This window comes from Desulfogranum mediterraneum DSM 13871, assembly GCF_000429965.1.
Classification (GTDB): domain Bacteria; phylum Desulfobacterota; class Desulfobulbia; order Desulfobulbales; family Desulfobulbaceae; genus Desulfogranum; species Desulfogranum mediterraneum.
In genome coordinates this window covers 14,491-32,838 of record NZ_KE387006.1, presented here as the reverse complement: position 1 = coordinate 32,838, position 18,348 = coordinate 14,491, and the positions used below count along the sequence as shown (strand labels likewise).

The 18,348-nt window shown below is 58.5% G+C and carries 16 protein-coding genes; 7 read left to right on the top strand and 9 right to left on the bottom strand.

What is annotated here, in order from left to right; translation table 11 throughout:
- Nucleotides 1-18 precede the first annotated feature (18 nt).
- Nucleotides 19-897 (bottom strand): glycine--tRNA ligase subunit alpha, encoded by an 879-nt coding sequence (glyQ, locus tag G494_RS0118245; protein ID WP_028585676.1) that lies wholly within the window; start codon nucleotides 895-897, stop codon nucleotides 19-21.
- 251 nt (nucleotides 898-1,148) lie between these two features.
- On the opposite strand from glyQ, the gene uvrA reads away from it, so the two are divergent.
- Nucleotides 1,149-3,995, top strand: a complete 2,847-nt coding sequence (gene uvrA / locus G494_RS24375) for an excinuclease ABC subunit UvrA (protein ID WP_035247536.1) — start codon at nucleotides 1,149-1,151, stop codon at nucleotides 3,993-3,995.
- 148 nt (nucleotides 3,996-4,143) lie between these two features.
- Nucleotides 4,144-4,608: a protein-export chaperone SecB gene (secB, locus tag G494_RS0118235; protein WP_028585675.1), complete on the top strand. Its 465-nt coding sequence runs from the start codon at nucleotides 4,144-4,146 to the stop codon at nucleotides 4,606-4,608.
- A 93-nt stretch (nucleotides 4,609-4,701) separates the two neighbouring features.
- Here the strand turns inward: secB and G494_RS24370 are convergent, their stop codons facing one another.
- From G494_RS24370 to pilM, 7 genes are read right to left on the bottom strand one after another with little or no spacing between them, the layout of a single operon-like run.
- A complete protein-coding gene (locus G494_RS24370) occupies nucleotides 4,702-5,724 on the bottom strand; it encodes a hypothetical protein (protein WP_035247532.1) in 1,023 nt (340 codons plus the stop codon).
- A gap of 44 nt (nucleotides 5,725-5,768) precedes the next feature.
- Complete coding sequence (gene mshL / locus G494_RS0118225; protein WP_035247530.1) at nucleotides 5,769-7,445, bottom strand: pilus (MSHA type) biogenesis protein MshL; 1,677 nt, start codon at nucleotides 7,443-7,445, stop codon at nucleotides 5,769-5,771.
- A 33-nt stretch (nucleotides 7,446-7,478) separates the two neighbouring features.
- Nucleotides 7,479-9,290: an AMIN domain-containing protein gene (locus tag G494_RS0118220; RefSeq protein ID WP_161630015.1), complete on the bottom strand. Its 1,812-nt coding sequence runs from the start codon at nucleotides 9,288-9,290 to the stop codon at nucleotides 7,479-7,481.
- A 59-nt stretch (nucleotides 9,291-9,349) separates the two neighbouring features.
- Nucleotides 9,350-9,877 (bottom strand): pilus assembly protein PilP, encoded by a 528-nt coding sequence (locus G494_RS0118215; RefSeq protein ID WP_028585672.1) that lies wholly within the window; start codon nucleotides 9,875-9,877, stop codon nucleotides 9,350-9,352.
- Between the two features lie 23 nt (nucleotides 9,878-9,900).
- Nucleotides 9,901-10,545: a type IV pilus inner membrane component PilO gene (locus tag G494_RS0118210; RefSeq protein WP_028585671.1), complete on the bottom strand. Its 645-nt coding sequence runs from the start codon at nucleotides 10,543-10,545 to the stop codon at nucleotides 9,901-9,903.
- 15 nt (nucleotides 10,546-10,560) lie between these two features.
- Entirely contained in the window at nucleotides 10,561-11,148 is a 588-nt protein-coding gene (locus G494_RS0118205; protein ID WP_028585670.1) for a PilN domain-containing protein, read from the bottom strand.
- A gap of 6 nt (nucleotides 11,149-11,154) precedes the next feature.
- Nucleotides 11,155-12,201, bottom strand: coding sequence for a type IV pilus biogenesis protein PilM (gene pilM / locus G494_RS0118200; RefSeq protein ID WP_028585669.1), 1,047 nt, complete (start codon nucleotides 12,199-12,201; stop codon nucleotides 11,155-11,157).
- A gap of 348 nt (nucleotides 12,202-12,549) precedes the next feature.
- Between pilM and lepB the strand changes: the two genes are divergently transcribed.
- Genes lepB through G494_RS0118185 form a run of 3 tightly spaced genes read left to right on the top strand, consistent with a single transcriptional unit; the run spans nucleotide 12,550 to nucleotide 15,486 of the window.
- Nucleotides 12,550-13,200 carry a signal peptidase I gene (gene lepB, locus G494_RS0118195; protein WP_028585668.1) on the top strand — a complete coding sequence of 217 codons (651 nt, stop codon included), beginning with the start codon at nucleotides 12,550-12,552 and terminating at the stop codon, nucleotides 13,198-13,200.
- 14 nt (nucleotides 13,201-13,214) lie between these two features.
- On the top strand, nucleotides 13,215-14,147 hold the full coding sequence (locus G494_RS0118190; RefSeq protein WP_028585667.1) for an aspartate carbamoyltransferase catalytic subunit: 933 nt from the start codon (nucleotides 13,215-13,217) through the stop codon (nucleotides 14,145-14,147).
- A 58-nt stretch (nucleotides 14,148-14,205) separates the two neighbouring features.
- On the top strand, nucleotides 14,206-15,486 hold the full coding sequence (locus G494_RS0118185; RefSeq protein ID WP_028585666.1) for a dihydroorotase: 1,281 nt from the start codon (nucleotides 14,206-14,208) through the stop codon (nucleotides 15,484-15,486).
- A gap of 177 nt (nucleotides 15,487-15,663) precedes the next feature.
- Here G494_RS0118185 and sfsA read toward each other — a convergent pair whose 3' ends face one another.
- Nucleotides 15,664-16,389 (bottom strand): DNA/RNA nuclease SfsA, encoded by a 726-nt coding sequence (gene sfsA, locus G494_RS0118180; protein WP_028585665.1) that lies wholly within the window; start codon nucleotides 16,387-16,389, stop codon nucleotides 15,664-15,666.
- Nucleotides 16,390-16,677: 288 nt separating this feature from the next.
- Between sfsA and G494_RS0118175 the strand changes: the two genes are divergently transcribed.
- A complete protein-coding gene (locus tag G494_RS0118175; protein ID WP_028585664.1) occupies nucleotides 16,678-17,898 on the top strand; it encodes a type I glyceraldehyde-3-phosphate dehydrogenase in 1,221 nt (406 codons plus the stop codon).
- Nucleotides 17,895-18,344: a ribosomal protein S18-alanine N-acetyltransferase gene (rimI, locus tag G494_RS24365; protein ID WP_035247526.1), complete on the top strand. Its 450-nt coding sequence runs from the start codon at nucleotides 17,895-17,897 to the stop codon at nucleotides 18,342-18,344. The genes G494_RS0118175 and rimI overlap by 4 nt, the downstream gene beginning before the upstream one ends.
- Nucleotides 18,345-18,348: the final 4 nt, after the last annotated feature.

The following is an 18,348-nucleotide window of genomic DNA, read 5'->3' as shown; positions in this document are numbered from 1 at the left end:
GCGGCTGAGCGGCGGGAACTACTGGCCTGCCTGCCGGAGCAGGGGGTGGCCCAGGTCGCTGCGTTGCTGGACGTACTTCTGGGCAACCTGGCGGGCGATCTGGCGGATGCGGCCGATATAGCGGGTGCGTTCGGCCACGCTGATGGCCTTGCGTGCATCCAGCAGGTTGAAGGTGTGGGAACACTTGAGGCAGAAGTCATAGGCTGGCAGGATCAGGTCCTTTTCCACCAGCTTCAGGGCCTCCCGCTCATAGTTGTCAAAGGCGGTGATCATGTCGCCGATGTTGGCCTCTTCAAAGTTGAAGGTGGAAAATTCTTTCTCGGCCTGGTGGAAGATCTGGCCGTAGCTGACCTCCTTGTTCCACATGATGTCATAGACCGAGTCCACTTTCTGGAGGTACATGGCGATCCGCTCAAGGCCGTAGGTGATCTCCACGGTGATCGGTTTCAGGTCGATGGAGCCGGCCTGTTGGAAGTAGGTGAACTGGGTGATCTCCATGCCGTCCAGCCAGACCTCCCAGCCCAGTCCCCAGGCACCCAGGGTGGGCGACTCCCAGTCATCCTCGACAAAGCGGATGTCATGCTCCAGGAGATCCAGGCCAAACTGCTGGAGGCTCTCCAGGTAGAGTTCCTGGGAGTTGGGAGGTGAAGGCTTGATGATCACCTGGTACTGGTAGTAGTGCTGGAGCCGATTGGGGTTCTCGCCATATCGACCATCGGTGGGACGGCGGGAGGGCTGCACATAGGCGGTTTTCCAGGGCTCGGGTCCCAGGGCCCGGAGCAGGGTGGCGGGGTGGAAGGTCCCTGCACCCACTTCCATGTCATACGGTTGAAGAACGACACAACCTTTAGAGGCCCAGTAAGAGTTCAGCGTCCCAATGATGTCTTGAAAATACATGGCTGAGAGATATTTCCTGTATTGATTGTTGGCAAATGATGGCTACTGTAACGCTACAATCTACCACAGTGGCCGCAGGTGGCAATTGAAATTGTCCCTCTGTTTCCACAGGATATGAAATTGTTGGGGAAGCGGACGGCGACCGGGAGAGAGGGAAAGCGCTGCTCCGGGGGCTTCGTCCTCGGGACGCAGACCTTATGCCGGATGCCGGTCGGTGCACTCCGCCTTCGGTGGGGGATGAGAGGATAACTATGGAACCACAGTTCTTACGCATCCGTGGTGCGCGGATGCATAACTTGAAGAATATCTCCGTTGATCTGCCCCGCAACCAGCTGGTGGTCTTCACCGGCCTCTCCGGTTCCGGCAAGTCAACCCTGGCCTTTGATACCCTCTACGCCGAAGGTCAGCGACGTTATGTGGAGTCGCTCTCCACCTATGCCCGCCAGTTTCTCGGTCAGATGAGCAAGCCCGAGGTGGACCTGCTGGAGGGCTTGTCGCCAGCGGTCTCCATCGAACAGAAGACCACCTCCAAGAATCCCCGCTCCACCGTGGGCACGGTGACCGAGATCTACGATCATCTCCGCCTGCTCTATGCCCGGGCCGGACAACCCCACTGTCCCCAGTGCGGTGATCCCATCCGCTCCCAGTCCATCGAGGACATGGTCTCCAACCTGCTCCATCGCCAGGAGGGCGAGAAGGTGGTCCTCCTGGCCCCCCTGGTCCGCCAGAAGAAAGGGCTGCACGAGCAGGTCTTTCTCCGTCTGCGCAAGGAGGGCTATGTTCGGGTGCGGGTGGACGGCGAGTTGCACCAGCTCAGCGAAGAGCTGGTCCTGGAGAAGAATAAACACCACTTCATCGAGGCGGTGGTGGATCGACTGGTGATCAAACCCTCCATCCGCAGGCGCTTGGATGAGTCGGTCTCCACCGCGGTCCAACTGGCCGAGGGCTCGATGATCGCCCTCTTTCCCGACAGCGGTGAAGAACTCCTCTTCAGCGAGTCCGCCGCCTGTCATCGCTGCTCGGTCTCGGTGCCCGAACTCTCCACCCAGCTCTTTTCCTTTAACAACCCCCAGGGTGCCTGTCCGGCCTGCAGCGGTCTGGGTGCCAACCAGTTCCTGGATGAGTCCCTGATCGTCCCGGACCCGCAGCTCAGCCTGGAGGAGGGTGCCATCGCCCCCTGGCGTCGGCGTAAGCTTGCCGCCTATGCCTCCCAGTGGCTGGAGGCCTTCAGCCGCCACTATGGGATCGATCTCCATAGCCCCTTCAGCAAACTGCCGGCCAGGGTACAGCAGGCCCTGCTCCATGGCAGCGGCAAGGAGAAACTGGAGTTTCATCACCGCCGCGGCAAGCGGGCCCTGGTCTCCCAGCTCCCCTTTGAAGGGGTCATCCCCCGCCTGAACCGGCTCTTTCGGGAGACCTCCTCGGCTCGCGTCCGGGAAGAAATCGCCAGGTTCATGAATGAGCAGGCCTGTCCCGCTTGTAAGGGGCTGCGCCTGAAGCCCGAGGCCCTGGCCGTCAAGGTGGGGGAGTGGTCCATCATGGACCTGACCGGGTTCTCCATCGAGCAGCTGATCAGCCGGCTTGCGACCATCTCCTTTGACGCCCGGCGAAAATTCATTGCCGCTCCCATCCTCAAGGAGGTCCATGAACGGCTCTCCTTCCTCCAGGGGGTGGGCCTGGGCTACCTCTCCCTGGACCGTAAGGCGGGCACCCTCTCCGGGGGCGAGGCCCAGCGGATCAGGCTGGCCTCCCAGATCGGTTCGGGCCTGGCCGGGGTACTCTATATCCTGGACGAGCCCTCCATCGGCCTCCACCAGCGGGATAACCATAAGCTGATCAAGACCCTGCTCAACCTGCGCGACCTGGGCAACAGCGTGATCGTGGTGGAGCACGACACCGATACCATCGCGGCCGCCGACCATGTCCTCGATATCGGGCCCGGGGCCGGGGTGCACGGCGGCGAGATCCTCTACTCCGGCCCGGTTGCCGGCCTGCTGGACTGCGAACAGTCCCTGACCGGTGGGTACCTCTCCGGCCGTCTGGAGATTCCGGTGCCGGCCCGGCGGCGCAGGATCCGCAAGGGCAGAGAGTATGGCCTCCAGATCCAGGGCGCCACGGCCAATAACTTGCGCCAGCTCAAGGTCAGGATCCCCCTGGGGGTGATGACCTGTGTGACCGGGGTCTCGGGCTCGGGTAAGAGTTCCCTGGTGATCGAGACCCTCTACAAGGAGGCCCAGCGACTGCTCGCAGACGGCGGCGATGAGGCGGGCCACGGCCTGATCAGCGGGATTGAGCAGATCGATAAGGTCATCGATATCGACCAGAGCCCCATCGGCCGGACTCCCCGCTCCAATCCTGCCACCTATACCGGCGTCTTCACCCCGATCCGGGAGCTGTTGGCCCGGCTGCCCGAGTCGCGGGCCCGGGGCTATAAGCCCGGCCGTTTCAGCTTCAACCTCAAGGGGGGCCGCTGTGAGACCTGTGAGGGCGACGGCGTGATCCGGATCGCCATGCACTTTCTCCCGGATATCTATGTCACCTGTGAGCGCTGCCTGGGGAAACGCTACAACCAGGAGACCCTGGATATCCGCTATCGGGGCAAAAATATCGCCGATATCCTGGAGATGACCGTGGAGGAGAGCCTGGAGTTTTTCCAGCACATTCCTCCCATTGCCAATCGGCTCCAGACCGTCCTGGATGTGGGCCTGGGTTATATCCGCCTTGGCCAGTCCTCGGTCACCCTCTCCGGAGGGGAGGCCCAGCGGGTGAAGCTGGCCAAGGAACTGAGCCGGCGATCAACGGGCAAGACCCTCTATATCCTGGATGAGCCCACCACCGGCCTCCACCCGGCAGATATCCAGCATCTGCTCCGGGTATTGAGTCGCCTGGTGGACAGCGGCAACACGGTGGTGGTGATCGAACATAACCTGGATGTGGCCAAGACCGCCGACTATATCATCGACATGGGCCCGGAGGGTGGAGACGGGGGAGGCTGCCTGGTCGCCTGCGGCAGCCCGGAAGAGGTTGCCGGGGTGGAGGCCTCCTATACCGGCCGCTTTTTGAAGCAGACCCTTGGTGAGCCCTTCAACGGGGGCTGATTTTTTCAATTTGCCCCAGCCCCTTTCCCTGTTAAGGTAGGGGGATAGCATCTGGATACGCCTCCCCAAAGCCTGGGGAGGCAGAGGAACAATTCCAGGGGAGCCCCTTGCAGGGTTTCCTTTTACTTTCAATTAACAAGGACAGAACATGGCAGAGCAAGAGAACAACCAGCAGGATGCACCGGTCTTTCGGATGCAGAAGATGTACATCAAGGATCTCTCCTTTGAAAGCCCCAATGCGCCCGGTATCTTTCTGGAGCAGGGCCAGGAGCCCAAGGTGGATTTCAACATGCAGATCAAGAATACCAAGATCGATGACGATCACCACGAGGTCGCCCTGGCCATCACCGCCAAGGTGCTGGATAAGAAGAGCGATGACAAGGTGATGTTCATCATCGAGATCGAGCATGCCGCCGTCTTTCTGCTCAAGAATATCCCCGAGGAGCACCTGCCCAGGGTCCTGGCCGTGGACTGTCCCCTGATGCTCTTTCCCTTTACCCGCCAGATCGTCAGTCAGGTCTCGGTGGATGGTGGCTTTATGCCCTTTCTGATGGAGCCCATCAACTTCGTGGCCCTCTACGACAATGCCCAGCGTCAGCAGAAGGACTCCTGAGGGAGGAGGGGCTGATCAGCAGCAAACAAAAAAAGGGTTGCCCTGAAGGGCAACCCTTTTTTTTATCCAAGACGGCTCCTGCAGGAGCAGCGCTTAGAGGGTGGCGGTGAAGTCTCCGATCAGGGTGGAGACCGCCTTTTCCGTGGCCTCCTCAAAGAGGGCATCATACTGGTAGTCGGCCAGCACGGTTTCCGGAGAGACCTTGACATCGATCCGGTTGGTCCAGACCACGTCACCGTTATAGGCATCCTGGACCCAGACCCGCAGCTGGACCACGGCCTGGGGAATCTTGCCGGTCTTGTGGGCCATGTGGCCCAGGCCGGCGCCGATGGCGCCCCAGACGATGGTGTTGCCCATCTGGCCGCCGGAGACCCCGAAGATGCTCTGGTCTGCATCGCCGGTATAGGGCCAGTTGGCGGAACGGTCGCCGAACAGGGCCCCGTAGGTACCGCCGGCGATCATGTTGCCCCAGTTGTCATACTTGTCGGCATCGGCCTGGCCAAAGGCGATCTGGTTGGTTACCCCGGTGACAAAACCGATCACACCCTTTTTCCAGGGCGCCCAGGAGGGGTCCTGGCGCTCCTTGAACTGGATGATCCGCCCCCTGAGGATGTAGTCGGCGGAGAAGTGACGACCGATCTTGACCACCTCCTGCTGGCTGAGGCCATGGGTGCCCGGGCTCTCCAGCACCGGAGCGTTGTTGCTCCGTCGCTTGGTGAGGTCGATGTAGTGTTGGAGGTGCTGCTTCATCTCGGCAGACCACTCATCTTGCAGCTCATCTTCCAGCATGGAGGTCTTCTTCTTCTCGTAGGCCACCACATCGATGATGTTCTGGTTGACCAGGTAGAGGAAGACGTCCTCCTGTACCGGCAGGTGGAAGCTGTTCTGGACCAGCTGGTCGGTGAGGTTCTCGGTGACATAGAGGCTGCGCCGGTAGGCACTGTCCAGGTTGTCGGCATAGGAATAGTCAGCAAATGGAAGGATGACTACGGTTTTGTCGGCACCGACCGGGCTCTTGAGCGCCGGCTGCACCTTTAACGATTCTTTCACGGTTGTTCCGCAACCTCCGAGAAGAAGCGCAAGCAAACCAATCAGCAGATAGCGACTGTACTTCATTCCATTTCTCCTGTTGTTCTGGATAGATTGTATATGCACTGGGTTCATATGATCTTGGGGGTGAGCAGGATGACCAGCTCTCGTTTTTCCTTGATCTTCTCTTCCACCCCGAAGAGGTACTTGATCACCGGAATCTCTCCGACGATGGGGGCAAAGCTTCCTTCGGTCCGTTCCACCTCATCGATGAGGCCGCCGATGACCAGCATCTCGCCGTTGTCCACCTCGACCATGGTGGACATCTCCCGGATACCCACCCGGGGCAGGCCCACTTCAAGCCCCTCTCCAAAGGTGCGGTACTCGATGGGATCTTCGATCAGGTCCGTGGTCACCGGGGTGAGGTGGAGGATCACCTTGTGATCGTCCACAATGGAGGCTACCACGCCCAGGGCCACGCCTTCGACCACGTTGTCCACCTCGGCGGTATAGGTCACCGTGGTCAGGGTGGAGCCGCTGCCTGAGTCCACGTTCCTGGATACGGTCTTGATGTAGGCGATATCACGGCCAACGCTGATCAGGGCCGGCTGGCCGTTGAGCACGGTCAGTTTGGGGTTGGAGAGCACGTTGGCATCGCCCTGTTCGTTGAGGGCGTTGAGCATTACCGTGAAGTTGGCCGGGGTGAGGGTGATCTTGCTGACAAAGGTGGTCACCGAGTCGGCATCGCCCACCGCCGGGATCCAGGGGTAGACCTGGCCGTCGCCGCCGCTGCCGGAGGTGCCGAAAAAGGTGGTCCCGCCGACGCTGAAGTTCTTCAGCACCTGGCTCCAGTCCAGGCCGATCCGGGAGTTGTCCTGGAGAAAGACCTCGATGATCTTGGCCTCGATCACCACCTGGCGATAGAGTTCCTTCTTGAGGTTGTCGATATAGAGCTCCATTTTCTCCAACAGGGGGCGCGGGGCGGTGACCGTGATCAGGCCAACGGATCTGTCCACGGTATAGTAGGAGCCGCCGCTGGCCATCCGCCGGGTGGCCTGGGCAGTCGGGGCTGCCTCATCCTCGGCAGCCGCTTCAGCCTCTTCGGCCTCGGGCTCGTTGGTCACCGTGGCCCACTGCTGCATGATCATCTGCAGGTTGGCCTGAACATTTTCCCAGACATCGAACTCGTTCTCGTCGCTGGTGATCTTCACCGTACCCTCGGTGCCGGAGGCCGCGTCCCGGTCGGTGAGATAGTTGCCGCCCACGGTGGAGGTGTAGGTCCCCTTCATGTAGGGGATGGAGATGTAAAACTTCTTGGTCTCCCGGTACCGGACGACAATGGTGTTGTGCTCTACCTCCTGGAAGTAGTCCACTTGGCGGAGCAGGTTGTCGATGGCGGTGAAGAAGTCATCCTCAGCCGCGATGTTGACATCCACCAGCACATTCTGGTCCACATCACTGGCCCAGCTGACGCTCATGCCCTTGAGCCCGGCCAGACGGTTGAGGATATCCCACAGGGGCTGGGGACCGGCAGAGGACCTGATGGTGGCGCCCACCTTGAGCTGGTACTCATCCAGCTCTTCTTCCAGGGCCTCGCCGGCCTGTTGCTCTGCGGTGATGTAGCCAGGGGTCTGAAACCTGACCGGGAGCTGCTCCGGCTGAGGGGGCGGCGGTGGAACCGCTGCCTCAACTGCAGGAGGGGCCTCCGCTGGAGGCATCTGCTCAGCCGTGTCCTTGTTGGCACAGGCGGAGAGAGCAATGATCGATAACAACAGAACCAGTGCCAATGAACATTTCACTAACTTCATAGGGTTTTTCCTCAGATTCAGTCTACAGCCCGTTTACATGGTCGGTTTGAGAGTTATACGAGTCTTGATATATTTGGCCAGGTCCGGCGGGATGCGAAAGCCGGCAAAGAGGATGGCCTGATACTTGTCCGTGGCCAAGGCATGGTCTCCCATCTTGTCGAAGATGCGGGCCGTGGCGATCATGGAGTTGAGGGTCTGGCCATACAGCTCATCATGGCGACTCAGCAGGACCAGGGCGCCGGCAAACTCCTCCTGCTCTTCACTGAAGACCGCATAGCTCAGGAGTGCCTCGCGGCTGGGCTGGTCGGTGCTGATACTCTGGTCAAAGTATTCCACGGCCTGCTTTTTCTCCTGCATGTTGGCCAGGGCAATGGCAGCGTTCAGGGCGGCACCACTGTTTTCCGGGTCTGCGGCCAGGGCCTTTCTGGCATAAAAGGCGGCCTTGGCATTCTGGCGGAGGCGAACCAGGTAGGTCGAGGCGATCCGGTTGGCCAGGTTACTGTTTTCCGGCCATTTGACCAGGGCCTGTTCATACATGGAGACCGCTATCTCATAGTTTTCACTCTTTTCCGCCTTTCTGGCCTCGGCGATCAGCTGCTTGGCCTGGATCACTTCCTTGGAGAGGCTCTTTTGCTGGCGGATAATCAGGGCCTCCTGTTCGGCGACCTCGATGTTGGTTTCAAAGGTGATGTTGTTCTCCGCCTGCTTGGGCCAGGCAAAGGACTTGCTCTTGGGCAGGATCACCAGGGTATTGAACCGTTCTTCCTTGGTTAGGTCTTTGAGGTTGAGGATGATGTCCAGGGCAAAGTCCCAGGGCACATCGTCCAGGGCCAGGGTGAGGGAGCCGGAGACCCCCTCGTCCACCACGATGTTGATCCCGCTGACCTCACGAAAGAGGCGGAAGACGTTGTGGAGGTCGATCTTGTAGAAGTCCACCGTGATCCGTTCCTTGTTGTAGCCGGAGAAGTTGAAGGCATCTTCCATCTGCTTGGCCGTGGCCTGGGGGGAGAGTCTCCTGGCCAGGGGATCCACATCGGGTAGCTGGCTTTCGATGGAGCTCTGTTCGCTGATCAGGCTGGATACCTGATCCACCTCCTGGGGCTCGTCGATGACGATCTCCAGGCCATTGGCCACCGGTTGCACCGTAAAGGGGAAGAGCTGGTCTGAGGCAGAGTCAAAGACCAGGCGCAGGCCGGAGCCTCTTCGGGCCACCCGGATACGAGTCAGGGTGGTGCCGACGATCTGCTCCTGGAGCAGGCTGTCGCCGGAGATGTTGTTGATATCGATATACATCCTGGCCGGGGTGGTTCCCTCGCTGTCCAGGACATCGTAGCTGTACTCCTTGAGCTCACCGTTGGCCTGGAGGCGAACCGTGGTCTTCCCGGGGCTGGTGGTGACGCTGATGTCGTTGAGCAGGAGTTCCGGAGCTGCGCTCGCAGTGGGCGTCCCGGCTGCGCTGTCTGCCCCCTGGCCTATGGTCAGGATAATGTCATTGCCGTGCTGACGGGTGCTGAAGGGGAGCGACCGGGCGAGGGTGAACTCGAAGCGGAGCATGGCCGGGTTGGCGTCGCTGAGTTGGCGGGTGCTGAGTTCCAGGCCCAGCTCTGGGGCCAGTTTCGGCTGTAACCCCGGGCTGAGAACGGCCTCGGCGATATCCAGGACAATGCGGGCCGGGTTAAACAACTCGTAGCTGGTAAAGGTTGGAGGCGCATCGGCGGAGATCCGGATGGCAATGGCCGAGTTGTCTCTGTTGCCACTCACTTCGGTGATCTGGGTGGACGGCTCTTCGGCAGCCATGGCCTGAGCTGCCAGCAAGGAGAGGCCCATGAGACAAAGGCATGCCAAGCGGCTGATCCTGCGTACACCAAGGCGTCCTTGGGCTGGGAAAGAAAAATGGTACATGTTTATTCGTCTCCCTCTTTATTTAATTTCATCGTAATCGTAGAGTAAACCTTTTTGCCAGCCCTGGTTTGGGCTGTTTCGGTGATCTGTACGGCCGTGGGCAGGATCTCGCTGACCACCCCCCTTCTGCCGATGAGGATGCCCTGCCGGAGGATATAGCCCTTGCCGGTCACATCTTCCACCATGGCCAGGGGGGTCCCCTCGGTCATCATGATGGCCACCAGGGTGAGCTGGCCGGGCTCAAAGAGCTGCATCCCGCTGAGCACCACATCCTCTTCAACGATTTCATTGGGGTCCAGAGGCTTGGCAGTGGTCGCCTTCGGGGAGATAAAGGGGACGAACGGATCGGGTCGGCCTTCTATGGTGTATTCGAAGGTCTTGACCGTTTCTTTGGAGTCCACCTCCAGGGGGGCGGCAGGCTCAAGCACCTCCTGGGCCTGACAGGGGGGGGCACCCTGGAAAAAAGCGAGCAACAGGGCCAGGAAGAGCGGCGAGCAGGTCGTATATATGCCGTTTTTTGTTAGCTGCATGGTGTCGGGGTTCTCTGAGGTTGTTATCGTCGTTTCTTCTTGCCCTTGTTGTCCTTCTCCGAGGGAAGCTTGGTGTTGGTGAAGCGGTAGGTGATCAGCCGGCAGGTCGAGTTGAGCAGCATCTCACCCCCCTCCTTTTTAGGCGCTCCCATCTTGATGTTGTTCACCGTGACCAGTCGTTCCAGCTTGCTGACCTGGTCCAGGAAAAAACCCATGTTGTGATAGGGTCCCTTGGTGGAGATATCGATGGGGATCTCTGCATAAAAGTCCCTGGGCGTTTCAGCACCCGGTTTAAAGGAGAGAAAGTCCAGCCCCGCACTCCTGCCGCGGTCGGAAATATTTCGTAACAGCTCCGGTATCTCCTGGCTCTTGGGTAGGATTACTGCGGTCTCGTCAAATTTCGCTCGGATCTGTTCCAGTTCCTTCTGATATCTGGGCAGGTCGCTGGCGACTTTCCTGGCCTTGGCCAGATCCTGCTCCGCCCTGGTAATCTTTTGCTCCAGGCCGGCAATGGCTTCACTGTTGGGCTGAAAGAGGAGAAAATAACAGAGGGCCAGGGGCAGCGCCAACAGGGCCACCGCTATGCCAACCTTGACCTTGGATTCAAGGGGGATGTATTTTTCATCAACAAAGGTCGTGAATTGGGTCGTGATCGTACCAGCAGCCATAGCTCGAGCCTGTGATTATTTCGTTTTCGGTGGAGTAGCCTTAGCCTTAGCCTTAGCCTTGGGTACGGCAACGGAACAGGAAATAGAAAAAGCCTTCAGATTTCTGCCTGCAAAGGCCTTCAGGGAAGAACTTGCCAGGCTCACCTGCTGAATATAGGGAGAACCCTTGAGGTCGTCCATATATTTGGCGATGGTCCTGTTGTCCAGGGCTATACCCGCCAGCTTGAGGCTGGTCCCGCTCTGGGTGAGGCTGGTCAGCCAGAGGCGCTTGGAAGGGGTGATGTTGGCCACCTCGTCCAGGGCATGCACGGTCAGCGAGGAGGAGTTCTTCAGGTTGTCGATCACCTTGATCCTGGTCTCGAGCACCTTCTTGTCCCGCTCTATCTGTTTGATCTTGTTGAGTTCCTTGTTGTACTCCTGCCTTTTTTTCTGCAGGTCGTTCAGGCTGTCTTCACGTTGGCTGATGGTTGTGGCCTGGAGCACGGCAAACAGGGCCAGGATTCCAAGGAGCGCCAGCAGGGCAGCGGCCAGGCTAAAGATCTGTCTTTTGGCTGCATTGCGTCGCCTGATTTCTCGAACAGGTAAGAGATTGATATAGATCATGGCTGCTTAGAAGGCTGCCTGTCGGATGGCCAGGCCGGCGGCAATGGCCATCTCAGGGGCAATTGAGTCAAGATATTGACGATCGATTTTTTTCTCATCCACGATCATCGCTTCAAAGGGATTGAACAGGATCACATCCAATCCTGTTTCCCTGCCGATATATGCTGTTAAACCTTTCACCTTGGCACCGCCCCCGCTGAGGATCAGGGCCTTGAGCGGTTTGTCCGGATTGTTGGCCTGGTAAAGGTCGATGGCCTTCTTGATCTCCAGGACCCACTGGGTGCAGGTCTGGGTGAAGATCTCTTCCACCGTCTCCTGGTGCTCTTCTGCAGATGTCATGCCCAGTTTAATTTTTTCGGCCTCTTCCTCTTCGATATCCAGGGCATTGACCAGTTGATCGGTGAGCTGGTTACTGCCCACCACGATGTCTCTGGCCAGGACACTGACCCCTTCGGAGATGATGTTGATGTTCATCTTGGATGCCCCGATATCAACCAGGGCGATATTCTCCCCATTCCCTGACATCTCCTCCCAGATATTTTCCAGGGCAAAGCCGTCCACATCCACCAGCACCGGCTTGAGCTTCTGTTCCTTGAGCATCAGCAGGTAATCATCAATGACCTCCTTCTTGGCGGCCACCAGCATGATATCGCTTCTGTCATTTTCTTGACTGGAGCTGGGGAGCTTTTGGAAATCGAGATAGACGTCATGGATATCAAAGGGGATATACTGCTCGGCTTCAGCGCTGATGTATTCGCTGAGCTCCTCGTCACTCATGTACTCCAGGTTGATCTTCTTGACGATGACCGAATATCCTGAGATGGAGATCCCCACCTTGGGGTTTTTGATTTTCAGGTTCTTGAAGAGTGCAGCGATGACCTTGCCAACCACCTCCGGTTCCTGCAGGACCCCGTCCTCGACCACCCCGGGGGGAAGGGTGCTGCTGCCCACGGCAAGCAGTTTATAGCCTTTGCCGGCCTTCTGGAGCTGGCAGATTTTCACGGCGTGGGAGCCGATATCGACCCCGGTGATGAGCTGTTCTTTTTTTGCCATGGTGTTCTCTTGGGTTGGGTTACGGCATAAGCTTGACTTGACGGTAAAAACAGGTGTGTCGCCTTCACCTCATAATATTAAGCCCATAAAGCTGGGGCTTTGTCAAGTAAAGGAGCTATTTTTCTTAGTTTTATCCTTTGCTTTATCGTTTAAATAACAGCTAGATAGCAGGTGGTCGTTCGACATGTCCGGCAGGGCTTTTTTTTCTAAGGTCTTGAAATCCTATGCTTTGTTAGATGTGGGCGGAAGTTCGGGAAATCGTTCTTGAATTTTCACCCCCGGTGGGGTAGTTTTGCGCTGATTTACGTCCGCTCCCTCCACCATATCTATCATATATAGGCACCTCCTGTGGCATATCAAAAGACCGTTAAAAAGAAATCAGGGTTCAGAGAGAACCTGGAAGCAATTGTCATTGCCGTTATCCTGGCCCTCTTTATCCGGACTTTCATTGTCCAGGCCTTTAAGATCCCATCCGGATCCATGTTGCCCACGTTGCAAATCGGGGACCACATTTTGGTCAACAAGTTTATCTATGGGGTAAAGGTGCCGTTCAGTGGTAAGGTGCTGGTGCCGGTGAAAGATCCGCAACAGGATGATATCATAGTGTTTAAGTATCCGAAAGATCCTAAGCTCGATTATATCAAGCGGGTGATCGGCGTGGCCGGGGATACCGTTGAGATCAGGAACAAGAAGGTCTTTGTCAATGGTCAGCCCTATGTGGATAGTCATGGCGTCTTTCGTGATGTCAATGTTTTGTCTGCCCTGGCCGGCCCACGGGACAATTACGGCCCCAAGACCGTGCCGCCGGGTAAGTTGCTGGTGATGGGGGACAATCGGGACAACTCCTTTGACGGCCGATTCTGGGGATTTGTGGATCTTGAGGCCGTGCGGGGCAAGGCCTTTCTGGTCTACTGGTCCTGGGATGTGCAAAAGCCGCTTTTTTCTCTTGATCGTCTCGCTTCCATTCGTTGGAGTCGATTCGGGGACATCATTCATTGAGCACTGGAGTGACCATGAACACCGGCTATTTTTTCCCGCATCGTCATATCCTGGGGATAGATCACCTCTCCAGGGAAGATATCCTCTACATTCTCGATACCGCCGAGTCCTTTAAGGAGATCTCTGCCCGGCCGATCAAGAAGGTGCCGACCCTGCGGGGCCACACCATCATCAATCTCTTCTTTGAGCCCTCCACCCGAACCCGCCTCTCCTTTGAGGTGGCGGCCAAGCGGATGAGTGCCGATACCTTTAACATCTCCGCCTCCACCAGCAGCGCTACCAAGGGGGAGACCCTGATCGACACGGCCAGGAACATCTCGGCCATGCATCCGGACATCATCATCATTCGCCACTCCTTTTCCGGGGCCCCCCATATGCTGGCCCGCTATGTGGACGCAGCGGTGATCAATGCCGGAGATGGCGCCCATGAGCATCCCTCCCAGGGGCTTCTGGATATGATGACGGTCAAGGAGCACAAGGGGCGACTCCATGATCTTAAGGTGGCCATTGTCGGCGATATCCTCCACAGTCGGGTGGCCCACTCCGCTATCCAGGGATTTACCCGGATGGGCTCCTCGGTCCAGGTCTATGGACCGTCCACCCTGATCCCCAAGGGGCTGGAACAGCTGGGGGCAAGGGTTTGCACCAGTCTGGAAGAGGTGGTGCGGGATGCCGATATCGTCATGACCCTGCGTATCCAGAAGGAACGGCAGAACGATCCCCTCTTGCCCTCGTTTCGCGAGTATTCCCGACAGTTTGGGGTTACCAAGCAGCTGATGGGTCTGGCCAAGCCCGATGCCCTGGTGATGCATCCCGGGCCGGTCAACCGGGGGGTGGAGCTCATGCCCGAGGTGGCCGACAGCAGCCAGTCCGTGATCCTCAATCAGGTGACCAACGGCGTGGCCGTACGGATGGCCCTGCTCTATCTGGTGATGGGCAATGGCTGATCCTGATCTTTGTCGGCCCTCTTTGCTCGGACCCAACCCAAATTAAGGTGAACTCCCGATGAATAGATCATGGTGGATTAAAAATGGTCGACTGATCGATCCTGCCAACAAGGTGGATGATCAGGGCGATCTCTATATTGTCGACGGCAGGATCTGTCCTCCAGACAGCGAGGTGGATAGGGCGCAGCTGGAGGTGATCGATGCCGCAGGCTGTCTGGTCACCCCCGGCCTGATCGATATGCACGTCCATCTCCGCGAACCGGGCCAGGAGTATAAGGAAGATATTGTCTCCGGAGCCAGGGCTGCGGCCAGCGGCGGTTTTACCGCAGTGGCCTGTATGCCCAATACCCGGCCGGTCAACGATTCCAGTGCGGTCTGTGCCATGATTCGCCAGCAGGCCAGGGGCGCCGCTGCCCGGGTCTATCCGGTGGCTGCCATCAGTAAGGGCAGCAGGGGGGAGGAGCTCGCCGAATTTGGGGAGCTGCGTGATGCCGGAGCCGTGGCGGTCTCCGACGACGGCCTGCCGGTCCACGATAGTCAGCTGATGCGCAGAGCCATGGAGTATGCCAGTGACTTCGGGCTGGCGGTTATCGCCCACTGTGAAGATCCCGCCCTCGCCAGCGGGGTGATGAACGAGGGCGAGGTGGCCACCCGCCTGGGGCTGAAGGGCATCCCCACGGCTGCAGAGTCGATTATGGTCTACCGGGAGATTGCCCTGGCCGAGTTTACCGGCAAGCGGGTGCATATCGCCCATGTGAGCACCGCCATGTCCGTGGATTTGATTCGGGCGGCCAAGGCCAGGGGAGTGGCGGTGAGTGCAGAGACGGCACCCCACTACTTCACCCTGACCGATCAGGCCGTGGACGGCTACCAGACCAATGCCAAGATGAATCCCCCCCTGCGCAGCGAGGCGGATCGTCAGGCCGTTATCCAGGGCCTGCAGGATGGCACCCTGGACGCCATTGCCACCGACCATGCCCCCCACTCAAGCCTGGAGAAGGAGACCGAGTTCGATGCGGCCGCCTTTGGGATCATCGGTCTGGAAACCGCCCTGCCTCTGAGCCTGGAGTTGGTCCGGCAGGGAGTGATCAGCGAGTCCCGGCTGGTGGAACTCCTGGCCGTCAATCCTGCCCGGATCCTCGGGGTGGAGGGCGGTTCACTCAGTCCGGGAGCGGTTGCCGACCTGACCATTATCAAGCCGGACGACCGTTTTGTCTACACTGCGGCTGCGATCGTCTCCAAGAGTCATAATACCCCCTTTCTGGACCGGACCCTGGAGGGACGGGCCCAACTGACCATGGTGGCTGGTGAGCTGAAATTTTCCCGGCAGGCCCGCTAGTCGCTCCCGCCTCCGCTGCGCCGCCGCGGATGAGCCGGTATACGCTTATGGGTACTTTGAAAAATAAGATTTTTCGATCAAGATCAAGGCATGAAAAAAATTGCCGCAGGCATATAGTCGATATTCCGAGGGCAAAAATTTCGACATAACGCAGAGACGGGAAGAAAAAGCAATTTTTCAAGGCAGCCTCTTTTGGCTGGGGCCCTCGACCAGGTTGACCGGCAGGTGCCGGACGATGGAGATTTCCTCGGGCTCGACCCGGGCCTGGTAGGCCAGGACCCGTACCCCTGCCTGGGCCGCCCTGCTCAGGGTGGCGGCATAGAGGGGGTCGATGGCTGCTGCCGGAGCAAAGGCTTCTGCGTCCTGCCGCTGGATGCAGAACAGTACCGCGGCCCCATATCCGCTGCCCACCAGGGTGATCAGCTCTTCCAGGTGCCTGGTGCCCCGCGCCGTGACCGCATCCGGAAAGAGCGCCAGCCCTTCTTCGGCCAGGGAACAGTTTTTCACCTCCAGGTAGCTCTGTCCCCTGTCCCCCTCAAGCAGGAAGTCCAGTCGACTCTTTGTCGAGACCTTCACCTCTGCCCTGATACTCTTAAGCGTTCCGAAATCGTCGATGGTGCCGTTTGCCAGGGCCTCGTGGACCAGCCGGTTGGTCAGGGAGGTGTTAACCCCGATCCAGCTGTTGTCCACCTGGATCATTTCCAGGGTCCAGGCGTATTTTCGGCGGGGATTGTCCGAGTGGGAGATGATCACGGGGCTGCCCGGGGCGGAGCAGCCCCGCATGGAGCCGCTGTTTGGACAGTGGATGGTGAGTTCTCTGCCGTCTGCAAGGCGGACATCGGCCAGGAAACGTTTGTAGCGTTTGAGCAAAATGGCTGCTGATCGTCTGGGAGGAAGCTGCATGGCGTACCTTGGGTTCAGGGTCTGTTGGGACGGAGGTATGCTCGTTTGTACAAGGCCCAGAGGGCGAAGGCAAGTCTAATAATAGGAACGGTTCCTGGAGCTGGCTGGAGATATTTCAGGCAAAGAAGCGGGCTTTTATCAGGTAATTCTTTCGTTGGAGCCGGTTTTGGACTATAGTTTGTCCCAAAATTTAACCCGGAATTATGGAAGACGCCCTGTGAGGGTGGGGGCATCGTAAGGGGAGCCTCCTTACCATATTTGAAATCAACCAGAGGGGAAAGTACGCTGATGAAGCTCGGACTCAATGGCCTTGGTCGGATTGGAAAGTTATCACTGTGGCACCATGTGTCACGGCAGCATTTTAGTGAAGTCGTAGTAAATCTGGGCCGAAATGTCGGCTCCGGCCTGGAAGACATCGCCGCTTCCATTGAAAAAGATTCCAGCTACGGTCGCCTGAGTATGTACCTCCATGGCCACAGGGGTGGCCGGGTCATTGAAAATCTGAATGATGCCGCCGGTACCATGACCGTCAACGGCGTGCCGGTGACCATCCTGCGTGAGGCCCGTAACCCCAAGGACATCGACTGGCAGGGCAACCAGGTTCGGCTGGTGGTGGATACCACCGGGGTCTTCAAGGATCCCACCGCAGATCCGGCCGAGGGCCGAGGCGCCATTCGGGGTCACCTTCAGGCTGGTGCGGAAAAGGTGATGCTCTCTGCACCTTTCAAGATCAAGGCCAAGGGACTGGAGATGCCCGAGGATGCCATCACCACGGTGATGGGGATCAATGATGATGACTATGATCCCGGCAAGCACAGTGTGATCTCGGCAGCCTCCTGTACCACCACCTGTCTCTCCTACATGATGAAGCCCCTGCTGGATCACTTTGGGGCCGATCGGATCCTCTCCGCCTCCATGGTCACGGTCCATGCCGCCACTGGCAGTCAGCAGGTCCTGGATCGGATGCCCGCTGCCGGAGCCACCGATCTGAGGAAAAATCGCTCCATCTTCAACAACATCATCCTGACCACCACCGGTGCAGCCAAGGCCCTGGGGCTGGTCATTCCGGAGATGAAAAACATCGGCTTTATCGCCGAGTCGGTGCGTATCCCCACCTCCACCGGTTCCCTGATCGTGCTGGTGCTCAACTTCCAGGATGAGTTGGAACAACCCATCAAGCGCGATCTGATCAACTCCATCTATCGCGATTATGCAGCCAACACCCCCTACCTGATCCACTCCACGGACCAGAATGTCTCCTCGGATATCATCGGCATGCCCCAGGCCGCTGCGGTGATCGAGTCCAGCGAGATCCATACCCGGACCGCCTCCATCAACGTCAACCTCCAGCATGTTAAAGGGGTGGCCTTTGATGAGGGCGTGGTACCGCCGGTGCTCCAGGTGCCGGTCACCCAGTCGGTGATCTATGGCTGGTACGACAACGAGTTGGGCAGCTATACCAACATGCTCGGTGACCTGACCGTCTCGGTTGCAGAAAAGATGGTGTGAGTGTCCGGCCGCTCTCTCTGGCGGATCTGGACGCCCTGGTTGCCCTGGAACAGGAGAACATGCTGCCTGGCTGGAGCCGGGCGCAGTTGGCAGCGGAGTTTGACGCGGCCGCTGGGCTCCAACTTGGTCTCGACCATGGTGGCCAGTTGGCGGGCTATGCCTTCTTTCGCAGCTGTGGGCCGGAGGCAGAGTTGTTCCGGATCGTGGTCTGTCGGGCTCGGCGTGGGCTGGGCCTGGGACACATCCTGCTCAAACAGGGGTTGCAGCTGTTGGCAGCCGCTGGTAGAGAGGTCTGTTTCCTTGAAGTCCGCGCCTCCAATCGAGCCGCCCGGAAGTTGTACCGGGGAGAGGGCTTTGAGGAGTGCGGCCTCCGGCCGGCCTACTATAGCTGCCCGCAGGAAGATGCCGTAGTGATGGCCAAAGAATTAGCTGTGATTAAGCTGTGATTAA

What these genes read in the sequence shown, in the direction of transcription:
- glyQ (WP_028585676.1), bottom strand. Translation starts at nt 897, where the DNA reads ATGTATTTTCAAGACATCATTGGGACGCTGAACTCTTACTGGGCCTCT.
- uvrA (WP_035247536.1), top strand. Translation starts at nt 1,149, where the DNA reads ATGGAACCACAGTTCTTACGCATCCGTGGTGCGCGGATGCATAACTTG.
- G494_RS24370 (WP_035247532.1), bottom strand. Translation starts at nt 5,724, where the DNA reads ATGAAGTACAGTCGCTATCTGCTGATTGGTTTGCTTGCGCTTCTTCTC.
- sfsA (WP_028585665.1), bottom strand. Translation starts at nt 16,389, where the DNA reads ATGCAGCTTCCTCCCAGACGATCAGCAGCCATTTTGCTCAAACGCTAC.
- secB (WP_028585675.1), top strand. Translation starts at nt 4,144, where the DNA reads ATGGCAGAGCAAGAGAACAACCAGCAGGATGCACCGGTCTTTCGGATG.
- G494_RS0118175 (WP_028585664.1), top strand. Translation starts at nt 16,678, where the DNA reads ATGAAGCTCGGACTCAATGGCCTTGGTCGGATTGGAAAGTTATCACTG.
- G494_RS0118205 (WP_028585670.1), bottom strand. Translation starts at nt 11,148, where the DNA reads ATGATCTATATCAATCTCTTACCTGTTCGAGAAATCAGGCGACGCAAT.
- G494_RS0118190 (WP_028585667.1), top strand. Translation starts at nt 13,215, where the DNA reads ATGAACACCGGCTATTTTTTCCCGCATCGTCATATCCTGGGGATAGAT.
- G494_RS0118210 (WP_028585671.1), bottom strand. Translation starts at nt 10,545, where the DNA reads ATGGCTGCTGGTACGATCACGACCCAATTCACGACCTTTGTTGATGAA.
- G494_RS0118215 (WP_028585672.1), bottom strand. Translation starts at nt 9,877, where the DNA reads ATGCAGCTAACAAAAAACGGCATATATACGACCTGCTCGCCGCTCTTC.
- pilM (WP_028585669.1), bottom strand. Translation starts at nt 12,201, where the DNA reads ATGGCAAAAAAAGAACAGCTCATCACCGGGGTCGATATCGGCTCCCAC.
- mshL (WP_035247530.1), bottom strand. Translation starts at nt 7,445, where the DNA reads ATGAAGTTAGTGAAATGTTCATTGGCACTGGTTCTGTTGTTATCGATC.
- G494_RS0118185 (WP_028585666.1), top strand. Translation starts at nt 14,206, where the DNA reads ATGAATAGATCATGGTGGATTAAAAATGGTCGACTGATCGATCCTGCC.